The 16,320-nt window shown below is 41.6% G+C and carries 6 protein-coding genes; all 6 read right to left on the bottom strand.

Annotated features, from left to right (window positions below; genetic code table 11):
• Positions 1-1,191, bottom strand: a 1,191-nt coding sequence (locus HZB59_01135; GenBank protein MBI5020017.1) for a hypothetical protein, incomplete at its 3' end; no start/stop codon positions are given.
• Between the two features lie 237 nt (positions 1,192-1,428).
• Complete coding sequence (locus tag HZB59_01130) at positions 1,429-2,463, bottom strand: PorV/PorQ family protein (GenBank protein MBI5020016.1); 1,035 nt, start codon at positions 2,461-2,463, stop codon at positions 1,429-1,431.
• A 7-nt stretch (positions 2,464-2,470) separates the two neighbouring features.
• Positions 2,471-5,533 carry a hypothetical protein gene (locus HZB59_01125; protein MBI5020015.1) on the bottom strand — a complete coding sequence of 1,021 codons (3,063 nt, stop codon included), beginning with the start codon at positions 5,531-5,533 and terminating at the stop codon, positions 2,471-2,473.
• Positions 5,534-5,856: 323 nt separating this feature from the next.
• Positions 5,857-9,357 carry a T9SS type A sorting domain-containing protein gene (locus tag HZB59_01120; GenBank protein MBI5020014.1) on the bottom strand — a complete coding sequence of 1,167 codons (3,501 nt, stop codon included), beginning with the start codon at positions 9,355-9,357 and terminating at the stop codon, positions 5,857-5,859.
• An 83-nt stretch (positions 9,358-9,440) separates the two neighbouring features.
• The gene (locus HZB59_01115) at positions 9,441-10,307 is read right to left on the bottom strand and encodes a T9SS type A sorting domain-containing protein (GenBank protein MBI5020013.1); all 867 of its coding nucleotides are present in this window, start codon (positions 10,305-10,307) and stop codon (positions 9,441-9,443) included.
• Between the two features lie 104 nt (positions 10,308-10,411).
• A complete protein-coding gene (locus HZB59_01110) occupies positions 10,412-15,874 on the bottom strand; it encodes a T9SS type A sorting domain-containing protein (protein ID MBI5020012.1) in 5,463 nt (1,820 codons plus the stop codon).
• Between the last annotated feature and the right edge of the window lie 446 nt (positions 15,875-16,320).

The following is a 16,320-nucleotide window of genomic DNA, read 5'->3' as shown; positions in this document are numbered from 1 at the left end:
GTAAAAATCAGACCCTAATGATGTCATATATATATCTGCTTGATCAACAAATACTTCTGTCCCGGCAACTGTTGTCGCCTTTGACCATTGTACCTTTGCATATTTTACTCCCGCGCTGTCTATAAACTCTGCATCGCAATCGTATATCAGGTATGACAATGTTTGCGCTTGATTTGAAAATGTATTTGTCGGGTCGCCCCCTTCTTGTGCCGATATTATCGGCGGAACGTTCGTGGTTACTGACATCGAATACCAAATATTGTAAGCGGCGGTATAAGCTGGATCATCTTCAAATGGTCCGCGTGCAACCCATCCGCGTTTCACTAATGCGGTTGGAACACCGGCGCAATTTGAAGGTCCTGAATCGTGTTCATAAAATTTCCAGTTTCGAGCCGGCCAGTTTTCATCTGTTGTTGATACCGGTCCATCAGATCCCCATGCTGAGAATTCAGTACGAATATCTGCTGTACCCGAAATGTGCATGTTCGGGGTGCTTGGTTGAAATGAAACAAAAAATACATCGCCTTTTTTAACACGTGGTTGAATACCGGTACCTGCTAAATCAGCTTTCATATCTAAGAACGGTTTCACCACAACACCCATACCGTTTGTTCCACCAAACAATGAACTATCGAACGGTGGGAATGATGTTCCAGCTGCGAGTGTGGAATACCATGTTGTATCTTCAAGAGGTGATAACGATGATAAGAATGCTGCAATACCGTTATCGGCATCGGTTGTAGATTTCCAATATCCCCAACTTTGACATGGTGGTTGCGAAGTATATGGACCAAATCCAGGACCGGATCCCGGACCTATCTTTGATCTATGAATTCTAATGTTGATTGTCGAGTCTGGTGTACCGATTGAGCCGTTATGGTACCAGTATACAGTATCAATAGTGCCAGCTGCTTTTGCTATATACCATTGACCTAATACGTCTTTATGTGTTGCGCCAAACCTTGATGTAGGAACATAGATTGGTCTTTCATAACCAAATACAAATGTTCCAGAACAATCAGCTGTAAGAGATGAGGCAGCCCTCGCCGTTCTCTTAGCAATTTCATCTGAAGGACTCGAATACTTTGTAATTGGAATTACCTCCTGATTCGGTGAGACGAGGAATCTCTTCTGAGAGAAGAGTGAACTCGTCAACAATAGTACCGAGAGAAACAATGTTAAAAACCGCATAGGTATTTCTCCTTTGAATATAATCGTTGAATGATAATGAATTATTATATATGTGAATTAGGTTGTTTTATTAATGTTTCAAGCTTGAGTATAGTCTGGGGGACTTTCTGAATATAGTCGTTTTTTAAAATATTGTCAAGCTTTTTTTAAAAAAAATGTTCTCATTTTGCTAATTTTCTTCTACACACCTAACCATTGTACCCGAAATGGCAATCTAAAATTTTCAAGAAAAATTGACTAAAAATCAAAAGTCATTGAAAACGTGTGATTTCCGCTAAAATAACGCATAATTCGATAGGCATAATCAATCTCTAGATAACCGCTGCCAAATTCGTGCCTAAGCCCAAAACCATACGTCGATCCGAAAATATTTTCAGAATTTCCCTCCTCCGGAGTGATAGAAAGACCGGATCGGAAGAAAAACCGCTCTCGGTAATCTAAGGCTATTCCAAAATTATACAGATCGGATGAATAATTATTGTTCTGAAAAACTGAATTTAAATTTAAATTGAAAATCGATATCGCAGGTAGATGGTAACCAAGCCCTACTTCAATTGTTGTCGGCAAATCGTTTGCAGCTGCTTGAATTTTTACAATGGAATTATTTTTAACTGCATCTTTAATTCTAGCATCTCTGAATAAACCGGAACCATCGAATCGAATCGACGGTCCAATGTTTTTCACGGCAACGCCAACACTTAAACCATCTACTCCACCGATTCCATTGTACTGGACACCGAAATTGAATGCGATCGATGATGCGGATACTTCTGCCATACGCTCATAAATTATATTGGTAGCAACTCCCATTGCTATTCTATCAGTTATGTTTCGTGCGAACACTCCACCCACGGTAATGAATGTGGGTGCTGTTGTTTCACCTGTCCCATCCGGATTTTCTTCATTTGTGATTGAGATATCACCGATATCAAGGGCTTTCAAATTTATACCGATTGTTCCGATGTTAGGTAATTGCATTGCGATGCCAACATATTCCACATTAACGTCGGCAATGTAATTCATATGAGAAATTAACAAGCCGAATTTTGAATTCATAGTTGCAAGACCGGCAGGATTCCAATAACCTGATTCGATTCCTTTTATTGATGCGATATTTGAACCTGCTAAACTGATCGATTTCGCACCAACAGGCAATAATAATTCTGACGCACCTGCGGTTCCTGCCTTATCAGGTCTGCCGGCATAACCAACCGAGTGCATTAGTAGGCATACCAGGAAAGTTAGAAGACTATATGATGTTCTGACTTTCATTTATTCTTCAATTATTTGTGGGTGATAAATCTTCAGGAACGATCATAAGTTTTAATATTTTTTCACCAAGAGAAATTCCTCTTGTATCGCGCATTTCAATATGAGCAAAATATATTCCGCCAGCTGCTTGTAATCCGCTTTCATTATTCAGATCCCAACGGGCAAATTGAGATTCGTCATCTTTGATGATAGTGCGAGTGTGTATACCTGCAAGATTAAAAATACGTATTACCGCATGATATGGAAGATGATTAAACGTAACAAACCGAGAGAACTTGTTAACCTCAGCCCGATTCATTCCGTAATATGGATTGGGAAAAACATTAACACGCTTAACTTCTTCTCTGGCGGCATCCAAATTAATTTTAGTCATAGGTTTCAGCATTAAAATCTTTTTGTCATTGTTACGAATTTCCTGCATTCGCTCAAACCTAACGGCAGTACCCAATGGAGCAGGACTGCCATCTTCATCAAGATCTACAATAATCGCTCTGCTGACCGAAACATCGGTTGAATAGTGATATCCATTGAACCAAAGAAACGCCCTTATGAATTTCTGATCCGGATTATAAGGAAGATCATCGTAATATTTGCCACCCTGATATTTCCCCCCAATCATGTCGCTATCAATCACAACAATTATTGGCGGAAAAGCCATCATTTGCTTCCCATTGTATGTTCGATTCAGATAAGAGGTGGCTCGCCACGCAGTATCATTCTCAACATTCAGTATGGTTGTATAAAGTTGACGATAAATTGTATCTTGATTCGATATTTTTCTCTCCCATGCCGTAAATGGAACGCGTACCCATCGGGAGGTTAACGCTGTGGCGGCTCTGTACAACGTCCAACTTGAATCTCCAGAAAAATGCAATTCAATATCGACATCATCCAAACTTTGGCCTTGTATCGTATCTAGTGTCGACGTTCCCGGTGCTACAATCATAAACTCCCCTTCAGGTGAAGGATTATTGAAAATAGGCTCATCGGTGGCTTTAGATTTGTATTTAACCAAGGATACTCTCTTCATTCCATGACGCGGTAATAATGTTTCAATTGAAAAACCCCGTGTTTTGATCCGCTCAGGACGGCTATCTACGGCAATTTTTTTTATCAATGTATCTTTTGTTGTTTGATCTATGAGCGACCATTTTGGTTTTTCTTCGAAATCTATCATTGGTATTGAATTCCGATGATATATGATTTCGTATGTGTGGCCGTCGGGATTACTGGAATCATAAAGTCTGGTCGGATCAAAAAACATCACATTCACAACCGCATCATTTCTTCCAACCTGATTTACTACGTCCGAGGTGCTGTCACCAATAGCATACGGTATAATTGTTCCGGGATTTGGACTGTGTGGTGTCACTTCGAAAATTTTTATCGGCGAGGTAATTCTATTTTTATTAATTTTGGGGTCAGGATGATATGCCGATGTTATGAGTGCAAAATAATATTTTTGCCCGTTTATTAATGATTCGCTCCGTAACTTATCTTCTTTCAAATAAAGAAGACGCGGTTGTGTAGGATCGAAAAACTGGTAAACCACCGCATCCTCAATCGGAGAATCAGGAAGCGGAAATTGATAAAGTGTATACGTTTCAAATCTATAACCGCATGAAAGGTACGATTCAACTTTTTTTAATTTTGTTGTGTCAGATTCCCAATCAATAATTATTTGCCGATCAAGTTCAACGACCCTGACAGAAGGATCCGGGACCGGATCAGGGAATTTGAAATTCAGGTAGTACGCGTCGTGAGCGGCATTGGCGTATTTTTTTACAACGCTGATTCCATTTCGGTTATTCGTTCCCATCCCTGCTGTTAAAGCAAATACCACCTCTTGAGTATCACCGTACGCTAATGAAAATGGTCCGCTTATCATTGCAAACCGCCGATCACCCGAAGAATCGGGGATTCCGTCAGTCCAACCATGGAAAAATTCAGGATCACCGTTTAGTTCAAAATTTGTACATTGATTCGCTAATGGATTAGTCAAACAGGTTGGAGGAGAAATCGGTTTATATTTGAATCCACGAAATAAATTCCACCATTGAAGCGTTCCCTCGTACGCCCCTAAAGTATAATCTGCCGATCTGTTTGAATGACTGAAAAATGTGAAAGTAGTCATCGGTAGGTTTGCAAAATCGGGTACATCCTCTAAATTCCATTTAGCCACAGAGCCAACATATGGAACACGAGGACCTTGCAGTAATGAGTATCCCACAACAGGCGGACTTATTTTTGCTTTTGCAAAATCTGCATCAGAGACTCTGGCATTATATGAATACCCAAGATTATCATCTGGTGAACACCCAACAAAATCATCCGAATAATCACCGATGTCAGGATCGACCCATTTTGCAACATACATCGATTCGATTCTTGCAGTATGTGGCGTGAATGATGCACCTTTATAAATCAACCGGTAACGTTGAAAAATTACATTTTGTAAGTCGGGATATTTATTGTATGCCCAGCAGGTTACTTGCATCTCGAGCCCGATGGGCATTGAACCGTACAATCTACTGACAGCCGTTGAATTTAAATCGTTTGCTACATACCATATAACCTGATCTGCATTACCGAGTCCGGGTTCATCGTAAGTTGAATCTTTTCCATCCGGATCAGGCTGATATCCGGGAACGCCATTTCTCTCATAGTATGGTGCACCTTTTTGCCAGGGCCATTCGTTCCAATCTTTTCTGTATAAATCCCTCAGTTCTCTGACTTCATTATCACCGATATCTATCAGTGGAAGATTAAAAAATTCTGCCGCTTCCCGGTGCAAATCGGCATCAGCCCATCCACGCCTGATTCGATATATACGTACATCGGAATTGGCAACATTTTCAGCAATACCGGGTGCGATAATTCGCCCCGCTACAGTTCCGATTGTTGATGTTTGTCCACCTACTCTTATCGTCTGTAAATTCCCATCGTACACTTTTCCACCCCACAAAAAACCTCCGCGATTCACAACATTACCTACGCCGCGGGGGAACGAAACTCCGGCAGTTTGATCTTTCGGATTCTGTTCCATGCTGCCGTCATCTGACGCCCACATTGTGATATTGTTAATGTTAATGAGAGATGAGTGATATTTAGTCGAAGAAACGGGAGACTGATCTCCACGTCTATCATCACTTAGGGAATACGTAATATACGACAGGAAAATTATTCCAATCGCCGAATATCGAATCAAAAATATTTTATCTTTTATACAACGCAATGGTTCGGTCAAGGGGATGAATAAATAGTTCACGTTCCGGATTAAGAATCGGTTCAACTTCCTCCATCTAAACTTAAGCCGGAAGAAGAACATCCTAATTCTTCCGGCTCAAAAACTTCTTCATAGATTTGTATAACTTTACCTCTCGTCGCGATTGCTTATTTCATCATAATCATTTTTTGAGTCGCAATAAATGGCTGTGTGCCCGATTCCGACGCATCTACAGGTGTGGCAATCATTCTCACGTAGTACACACCGCTCGGCATCTGCGCTCCTTCGGCATTCTTGCCGTTCCACTCGAAGGTGTAACCACCTGCGAAATAATTCGATTTCGCAAGAACCATAATTTCCCTGCCGAGTATATCGAATATAGTCAATGTTATTCGCGATTCTTTATCCGTTGTAAAATGAATCTTTGTAGAAGGATTGAACGGATTCGGATAATTTTGGTAAAGCACAAATCCTTTCGGTATTATTATCTCAATCGGTTTAACATCTACGAAAGGATAAGCCGCATATGAAATGATATATAAGTTTTGTATGGTTGAATTATTGACGACCAGGAAAGAATCTATATCCATCCGGGCGCGCAAAGTCGGAGAAACTAACCTATCAGTTACTATCATGCTGTCGCATACATCTTTAACCCGCGCCTTGTACCACGAAATTGTCATCGGGTAGGCACCCATTCCAGGTTGAAATCTGAATTGGAATGTATCTCGCTGTGAATAGCTAGAAAACTTGTGGTATTCAACTAACAATCCTTCACCGATGTAAGGTGAAACCATACGGGCATCGAAATAGCCGTATTGGATTGGAGGCAATTCAAATTCACCGAGTGCCGGATCTATTCCCTTCGTTGCCTCAGGACGAAGTCCGAAATAAATAGTCTGCCGCTCGGGTCCTGTTTCAGCAATGGTCAAAGGTATCAACCAGTTGGCAACACCAACACGAGTGGTTGTAAACGAATAGATACTTGTCCAATTCCCCCACCCTGCACTATTTTTACCGCGTACTCGCCAATAATACTTTGTGTTGGGGTCTAACGAATTTAATATTTGCCAACTTTCTATAACTATCGTAGTATCATCATATACTTTTTTAACCATAAAAGTATCTTCTGCCACTTGAAGTTGATAAGCAGTGGCACGAAGCGCGATGCTCCAATCAAATGTCGGTGTTCGAGAAACGTCTTGTTCACCGTTGATGGGAGAATTTAAAATAATATCTGAAGGTGGATATAGCGTCGTGAATTTTCTTACAACCGACCAATCCCCGGTGCCGATTTCATTTTTTGCATTCACACGCCAGTACATCCTAATCGCGTTTGGTAATCCGCAAACCTCTTTAGAGGGTCTTACCCCCGATTGTTTTGCGATTAGAGAATCATTAAAGAATAAATTTGTAAAGTTAGAATCCCGGGCAACCTGCAGTCGATAAAATGAAGCGAATGTTGCGGAATCCCATTTGAAAGTCAAACAATTCGAAACATCTCCCAAATCATTTACCGGTTCCAACAGTGCAGGCACTAACGGTTTAGATTTTGTTGTATGAAATTGAAACGTTTCGGAATAAGCTCCCTCTCCAAGATAATTCACCGCTCTCACATGCCAGTAATAATAAACATTGCCTGCCAGACCGGTTAAGTTGTATGTTGTTGCCGAGGTTCGACCATTCATCACCGTATCTGTGAAAGATGAATTTCTTGAAACATGGAAATAATATGAGTTGGTGCAAGGATCTCCGGCATGCCATTGAAGCGTAACGTTTTCTACCAAAGAATCTTTGCCGTTCACCGGACTATCGAGAATTGGAGCGCCTGCTACAGCAGTTTTAATTTTAAAATTTCTTGCAGTCGTGAACCCCGCAGAACCATTACGGTTGATCGCCCGAACTTTCCAATAATATGTTACACAATTATTAAGTGACGGTGTTGTAAACGATGTATCGGTTAATGTAGAATCTTCCGCGATCAACGGAGTGAAACTTTGATTCAGCGAAACTTGTACGTGGTAGTTAGCAGCATACGGAACTTTCCTCCAACGCAAAATATCGATCGGATTTCTTGATGTGTCGCCACTCGCGGGTGAAACATAAACAGGAATCGCAGCAGGATTAAGAATAGTTGTAAACGTTCTTGCCGTCGTGTATTCACTCGAATCTATAGGATTCTTTGATTTCACTCTCCAGTAATAAATCATATCCTGCTCAAGCGCGGGTAGTAGCTGTGAAAGTTGAGACAGCGATGCATTATCATAAACTGTTTGAGCGAATCCCGCATCCTTTGCAACTTGCAGGTGATATGTTTCTGTGCATACATCCCCCGTCCAGCTTAATGTTGGTGTAAGTGAAACATTTGTCGCAGCATCATTCGGTGATTGGAGCACCGGAATAGCAGGTGTATTATATGCGGCTCTAAATGGCCAAATTGTTGAATATTCACTTGGACCGTTAACATCGGTTGCATTGACACGCCAGTAATAACTGTTACAATTAATAAATATTCCACTGACAGCCATAACAGTATCGGTAGTTGTTGAATCTTTAAGTATGGAACTGAAATTTGACATACTCGATATCTGGATACGATATGTAACAGGACTTAAAGAGGCAGATGTGTGCCACCTGAAGGTTGGAGTGAGAGGAATATTGGTCCCAACGCTATCGGGATACATCAACTTGGGTGATGGAGGTGAAAATGGTCCGGTTCTAAATTTATATGGAGGATTTGGATAATAACTCAACCCGTATGCATTTTGGACAGAAACTCTCCAGTAATGCCATGTGAGTTGTGCTAATTTTGACAATTTATAAAACGTTCCGTTAAAAGTTGTATCTTTTATGATATTTGTTTTGAATGTAGAATCTTTGCTTACTTGCAAGCGATAATGATAGGCGTTCGATGTTGATGACCATTGAATGGTAACTGTATCTTTCTGACTGATATCACCGATTGGAGGTGCAATAGCTAATGGCGCAGCAGGTAATCCCGGTGGAACTTTTGGCCCTGTTGTGATAAGAGTTATTATAGGAAAAGTATATCCAAGTTCGCTGTCGAATGTGAATGAAAAACTACTGTCCTTTGTCATATCGATAATATCATAAGATGGAACTCCAGCAAGGGTCCATTTAAGCCTCATGACCGCAGATGTAAGATATTCAGATAGAACTTTGGGCCACTTAATTGTAAACCGATTAAATCGAATAGCTGCATCATCATCCCGTGCTAGTTTTATTCTAAATGAGTCACTCTGTGCTGCCGAAATATAAGGGAGTGTTAAATTGAAGTAAGTTAACCTGCAGGATGGTGTAGGATTAAATGTATTCTGCATAAAAAAACTAAATCCCGGAGCTGGAGGTGGTGTTTCTTGCTCCAACATACTTGAATCGTATGGTGCACCCTGAAAAGATTCGCTCCAACGGTCTGTATATCCGGTTAATGTGATATCATCGGAACAGGCAGAAGCATTTGGATGAAAAGCAAAAATTGCCGTGTCGTGATAAGCTTTTCTATAAGTTGTATCGGCAGTGAAAATACTATCAACAATAGTCAGCATAATCCTAAACTTAGGCGTTTGAGCATCAGCAATTTTAGGAATAAACAACATTGCTACAACGAGCAATATACCGAGTTTCAATATTAGATTTTTCGTTTTCATACTCCTACACCATAGAAAGAAATGCGGAAGCGCTCTGGAGCGTTCTTCCGCATTCCGATTTGAAACGATGAGCGTTTGTTATATTATTTTACAAAGAGCATCTTGTGAAGCGAAGAATATTGCTCCACTCCGTTTTCCTTCGCGGTCATGCGTACATAATAAACTCCGCTGCTGTACGAACCGGCATTCCAGTTTGTTGAATACGATCCCGGATTAAGATCGCGTGAAACCAATGATGCAACCTTTTGACCTAGAACGTTATAAACTGCCACTTCGATATTCGAACTCTTCAACACATCAAAAGTAATTGTGGTTGACGGATTGAAAGGATTCGGGAAATTCTGATTCAATTTGTAGCCTGCCGGTACGGTAGATTTTTCGAGTTTGACATCATCGAAGATCACGCAGCCGGTTTTGATGATAGTTGCCGTGTTCAGAGGAATTTCGCCTGCATCAACAACTGTGTAACTTGTTTGCGCGAACATATCAATAACATCGGCGCCGAATTTGATCGTCATACCTGTGCAGCGTGCACCTAAGTATGTTGCATCGGGCCAGGTAAGAGTGATATCCGCAAAGCTATCACCCGCCTGATTGAAAAATATTTTAAAAGTATCTTTTTGTCCAGCGTCAACATAACCCCTGAAATCATAAGTCAATAAACCGTTACCCCAGTTCATCCCTGCGCGTGTCGGTTTCCAAACAACAGTTAAGCCGGGAGTAGGAGGCGGACTTTCACGTTCGACGATTGTTGGATTGAGTGAATCTAATTGTGTCAAATTCACACCATATGTACCATTAACATGGTTACCGAACATCATCACATAAGGCGCGCTTCCAACATCGTCAGATACCGTAATCTTAAACTCAGACGACCATGGCTGAGCGTTCATCATACTACTCATTGTGAGTAACATTATTACCATTGTAACAAAAAACATTTTTCGCATTATACCCTCCGAAGGTATTTTATGATTTATTATTTGTGAATTAACAATTTAATTATAATTAGTTCTCCCGCCCCACTCTCGCGGGACGGGAGAAAAGATATTGCTTATTTCATCAACATCATCTTCTTCACTTGCGTGAAGGTTTGACCTGTACCGTCGGCATTAATTTCTTCTGCAACTATCTGATAGAGATAGACGCCCGATGCAAGTGAACTTGCGTCGAAGTCTACTTCTTCAGTACCTGAGGAGAATTCCTGTCGATTGAGTACTGTTGCAACTTCTTGACCTAATACGTTGAAGATCTTCAAAGTTACAATAGCATCGGTCGGGAGATCGAAGCTGAGTGTTGTTGACGGGTTGAACGGATTTGGATAGTTCTGACCGAGAGCATAAACTTCCGGTGTAACAATAGGATCGTTGTTCAAACGATTCTTTGCCGGAGCTACTGCTGACTTCAAGAACGGAACTTCAAATACCGTCTTTGTGGTGGCCCATTTTAGTTTTGCAGCTGTCCAACCACCGTCGGTAGTTGTATCGCCAACTTCTGTACTGGCAAATGCACCGTTGATTGCACTAACTGCTGAGAGCAGGTCTGTGTACACCGTGAACGGTACACCAGCCCAATTTGTCATAACGTCATCAGCATAATCGGCAATCTGATCGATGGTTTGATCTGTGCCCCATGAACCTGTGCCTTTGTAAATTAATGCACCAAGATTCTTGGCATCATCAGTGTTACCATTGAGACTTGCCGCAAGATTGATTTGAAGAGCTAATAATTGCATTGCTAACTCGTCATTTTTCTTGTCTGCAGTCATGGTCTTCCACTTCTTCATCATGAGACCACCCTTCACTGTGAAGTCGAATCCTGTTGCTGTTCCGGCTGTATGTGTTCCTTTACCGGCGAACGATTTATAAGCATCGCCCTGTTTTGCAACATAGAGATATGCTTTTTCTTTTCCGCCCGGATACAATTGACCGCTCTTACCAACTTGGAGGACATATGTTCCACCAACTTTGGGATTAACCAATCTATCGATCAGGTTTGCAGTGTTCGGCGGACCAACAATAGCTTTGCCTGCTTTGTATTTAACCGGCTTTGCTTCTGTTGATGCACTTAATTGTGCAAGCGTGAATGTACGATACTTTGTAAGATCTGATCCTTTGAACACGCCAAAGTCTTGATCTGTTACGTTAACTCCGCTAACTGCCGCTACTGCATATGTACCACCGACAGGCAACGTGCAAGCGTAACCAGCTTGTAATGTGAAGCTGAGCGTATAACCGGCAGAACGAGGAGCCGGTGTAAAGCTGAATTCACCATTGGTTCCGGTTGGTACTGTTGTACCGGTTGCTCCGGTCAGAGTTACATCCCAACCAGATAGACCTTCTTCACCGGCATCCTTAACACCGTCGTTGTCCCGGTCACGGAACAATACGCCGCTGACTGTGATGTCTTTGAAGTTTCCGAAATTATATCCTTCGTTAAGTGGATCCCATGTAGCACTCCACGGCATTGCTGCTGCGTACAGACCGAATGTTCGTGTCCATCCGCTTGGCATTACCTGTGTAATTGTCCAGGGACCGTTTTCAATGTTTGTAAATCCATAATTTCCGAGTGCATCTGTTGTATCTAATAATGTTGTTGCACCCTTCGTCATGCTGATTACCCAACCTGCTAATGGACCTTCGCCGGCTTGAGCAACGCCATTACCGTTTAAGTCTTCAATCACATTACCTGCAAGGTTTGTTTTCTTGAAATACAAACTTGTTAAGGTTATGTTTTGACGGCTTGTGGTAATCGATATATTAAACTCAACTGGTACCGTGGTTTGAATGTAGTTAGTTGGCGGAGGTGTTACACGTGTAAATGTATAATCACCTGCATCAAAGTTATGGAGTATTGAAGCAAGTCCTTCACCTAATACGTCGGTTGCTATTTTAACTGCTCCTTTATATACATCCCAACTGACTGAACCTTCTCCTGGGTTAATCACATAGAAGTCGGCTCCACCCTTTATTCCATCACCGTTAAGATCCATAAATGCTTCGATCTTCGTTTGTGAGAAGATGAAGATACCGAAATCTTGATCGATGAGGTTGGCAGATGGATCGCCACTGGTTGTACCAACTGTAACTGTATAAGTACCAGTCGGTACCGGCATGCTTATACGAGTGTTTATTTTGGATACCGATTTAATTACGTAATTGGCATATGGTGGAGCAAGAATGCTGTACAATCCTGCTGCATCTGTGGTATCGAAGCCCATCTTGTATCCGTTTGCAGAGTCTTTATGCAACTCAACAATGAATGCGCCTAAACCGGCTTCGCCAGCGTCTTTATCGCCGCCATTATCAACATCTTCAAACACTTTACCGCTGACACTGCCAACGAATGTACCAAAGTTTTGGGTCTTCGCACTGCCATCGGATGGATGATTGATTGTTGATTTCGGTGATGTACCGAATGGAACTGTGTATGCTACACCTGCAATTACCGGTTCAAGTTGGTAATCGCCGGGTAATGTGGAGTTGTCAGCAAGATTGAATGTGTACACACCATTAACGTCTGATTGGATGGTTTTTACATAAACGCCATAGTAGTATACTTTAACATCTTTACTTGCTTCACCAGCTTCACCAAGATCCTGTACACCGTCTCCGTCTGCATCACGGAAGATTGTCCCGGTGATGGTACCGCCGCTAAGCGGAGGAGCTGTGTTACCAATGTAGAAGTTATCGAATCCGAATCCACCGGGTGATGATGCAGTTGCTGCATCAGAGAAACCGATGTAACGGAATTTGATTGCCGGTGCGTGTACAATTTCACCAGTGTTGACTTTTAACTGTACATATACCCATCCATCCGGACCGGCTTCTACGCCAGTGGCATCACCGCCGGCAAGAAGACCAGCATCGTTTGTTGCCCATCTGTATGGGAGATGATCTGCATCCGGAATCAATCCATATCTGATTGCCGTTGCATCATCAAATGCATCCGGGTTCGCTGCTGCTAATTTATACAATGCGGTGTTGTACCAGTTGATACCGTTCGGATCGTTCAACGTTCCGAGGTTCTTCCAGTTCAATCCGTCAACTGTGTATTGCATCCATGCGCAATCCCAATCAGGTTCTACACGTATACTGTGAACGAACGAAATATATACATCTGATCCGCTCATGCCCGAAATATCGAGCCATGGCGAAGTAAGGAGGTTTGCACCCGGGTATGTTGAAGAGTAACCCTGTGAACTTGCATAGCCGCCTTCAGTATATGTTAACTGCGAAGCAGTTCCGGTTGGGGCGGGACGTTCAGTTACCCATGAATATCCTGAGTAAGCGCCGCCTAATTTTGCAAAGCTGTTCTTACGTTTCCAATCGGTTGTTGCCGATGGACCAGTTGTAGCTGCCCAATTTTCTGCACTAGCATCGAAAGTATATAATTTTGTAGTGGTAATTGGGGTTGGTGCACTTACTGATGTTGAAGCTGTTGCAACGTCGTTACCGGTTTGTACATCACCCGCTAATGTTGTTGTAACTGTAATGTTCTTTGTTCCAACCACCGTAACTGCCCATGATCCTGCGAGTGAAACAGTCTTTACTTCCATTGCATTCAAACCGGAAACAGTTTCAGTTGCTGAAAATTCGGTTGTTGATGTCAAAGCATCAACAATTGTAACTGTAACTGAAAATGATCCAACTGATGTCGGTGTATTGTTCTTCACGATAACTTGCGGAGAAACACTTATACCGGTTGGTGTGCTTGAGCCTGGATATGCAAGACCTAACGGCATAACATCGTTTGCCCATGCTGTTGAAAGGTCTGCTAACATTTCGTCTGCGCCAACATCTCGTTTGCCGGCGGCTGATGTATCGCGTGCGTCGCCATCGATATCAGTTAATGGTAGTACACGTGATTTGCCGATATTTTCTGCGGCAGATGGACCTGTTGTAATGTGTAAATCGGCGTCAAAATTAATCGGACCGAATGTACCATTTTTATTAAACCCGGCTAATGCTGCTGCATTAGCAGTTGAGTAACCAGCAATGGCGCGGTGAGTCGAATAAATTGCGTTATAATCAAGGTTTGAACCAGAGACTATGCCATTAGCTGTTGCTGTAGATGTAAACGTACCAGCTAAATCAATTGATACTGCGTTGTTGAAACACTGTGTATGCCCGTTTATGCCATTGACAGTAAAACCAGTTCCAGATGGCATAGTACCAGTAATACTCACAGAATTATGATATACGTATCCAGCCGGACCACGAATACCAGTAATTGATGCTGTGTTTCCACCGGGATTTGTTATGTTGTAAATACGATTATTCTCAACATAAGCTGTTTTAGCCAATCCGAAATTATAACTATATATACGAGTACCGTACGAAATTACTCCATCACCAAAGACACCGTTGTAACCAATATTACGATAGACGTTATTTACAAACACGCCACCATCAACGATGAGGAAGTGTGCACCGGTCGCTTGACCGAAATCGTACATGAAACTTCTTGTACCGCCGGCATAGAAAACTCCACCGTCATAGTCCCATTCTGTGGGTCCATTGTACCAGTAAGTTTGCATATATTCTACGCCGTCAATAATATTGTTCAGGAAATTGACGTTTTTTGTTGCTTCAACAAAGAAACCAATGTTAACTTTTTCTCCGTAAGCACCGCCAATTTTACAATTGGTGATATCTAAATAATCGGCGTTATTATCAATACTCCAATAGTCGCCTAAAACTTTCATACCATATGTGGCATTGGTGATAGTGCAACCATCGAATGTGAGATGTTTACTTCCATCGCCATCTGCATCAGGTGACCAAACAAATATTGCCGGTCGGCCGTCTGTTTGATCTGCCCACACTGCATTATCAATTTGACCTTTTACATGAATGTTTTTGAAAGCTAAATATTCAGAAACATTCGTGATATAAATTGTCGCACCGAATGCATCGCTCGTCGGGAATGCCGAGATAGAAGCATACTGCAAGGTTAAGCTTGCACCACCAGTATTAAGACCATCGATTGTGATGTTCTTTGCACCGTTGAATGCAAAACCCTTACCTTCGGTCAGTGTTGAGACGAAGTTAAATGTAACGGCAACCCCGGCAGCCGGTTGTACTTTTACATTGTACGTTCCAGCACCTGGAAAATTACCGAAAGTGATCGGACCCATTTCTGTATAACTTGCGCTGCCAAGTTCAAACACAACGTCACCAGAAACGCCGAGATAATTAAGTATTGCAACCGCACTGCTGAGGTTAGCAAAATCACCGGGTATTGTGTAAGTACCCGCTAATCCTGTTGTCAGGGTAGTGCTGCCTGCATTCGCGATAATCGGTCTCGGACTTGTTACTTGAGTCGAGATGTCGATTTGTCGTGACGATTTAATTGCTCGATCTGCCGGCAGATCAGAGTCTGTGAAAGATCGCGTGCCTACTTGAGATACTGTTGGCGCTGTTGTTGTCTGTACACTTGCCTTACCGGCAAAACCTAAAGACGTTACAGCTACTGTCAGTAGCACAAGAGCCACAAAGAATGTTACATGTTTCATAGAATCCTCCATAAGGATTTTAATGAATTGTGGATTAGTGAATTAGTGGTTTGTTACTTTACTTTTATTTTTATTTTCTTTAAAACTTTTTTCGGATAAAATTTGAATAAAAATTTTACTCCGTTATATATTTTTATTTATGCGATTCAACATGAAAACATAATAGAGAGTTCGCACTACACCCTTGAGTCGTGCGAGCAATCAATGATTGATGATTCACGTTGTTTTAGTTTTTTATTTATTGATGACAATTAATGATTAGATGAATATCTATGAGATCTTGTTAGAACATTCCATGCTTATTTGTGGTTATAAAGCCTGAAAATGTGCTCAGGAAAAAGATTCATAGAAGTTACATACTTGTTCAATTTTAACAAATCTTAAGCAAAGTGTCAAGTCTTTTTTTAAAATTTTCTCATTTTTTTTAATTTATGTTGAATGTGGAA

The sequence above is a fragment of the Ignavibacteriales bacterium genome, from assembly GCA_016214905.1.
In the GTDB taxonomy this organism is placed as follows: Bacteria; Bacteroidota; Ignavibacteria; order UBA10030; family SZUA-254; genus PNNN01.
Note: the sequence above shows the minus strand (reverse complement) of the source record. Positions and strands in the feature narration are given on the sequence as shown.

Excerpts from the sequence above, each read along its gene's own strand:
- HZB59_01130 (MBI5020016.1), bottom strand. The coding sequence starts at position 2,463 with ATGAAAGTCAGAACATCATATAGTCTTCTAACTTTCCTGGTATGCCTA.
- HZB59_01120 (MBI5020014.1), bottom strand. The coding sequence starts at position 9,357 with ATGAAAACGAAAAATCTAATATTGAAACTCGGTATATTGCTCGTTGTA.
- HZB59_01110 (MBI5020012.1), bottom strand. The coding sequence starts at position 15,874 with ATGAAACATGTAACATTCTTTGTGGCTCTTGTGCTACTGACAGTAGCT.
- HZB59_01125 (MBI5020015.1), bottom strand. The coding sequence starts at position 5,533 with ATGTGGGCGTCAGATGACGGCAGCATGGAACAGAATCCGAAAGATCAA.
- HZB59_01115 (MBI5020013.1), bottom strand. The coding sequence starts at position 10,307 with ATGCGAAAAATGTTTTTTGTTACAATGGTAATAATGTTACTCACAATG.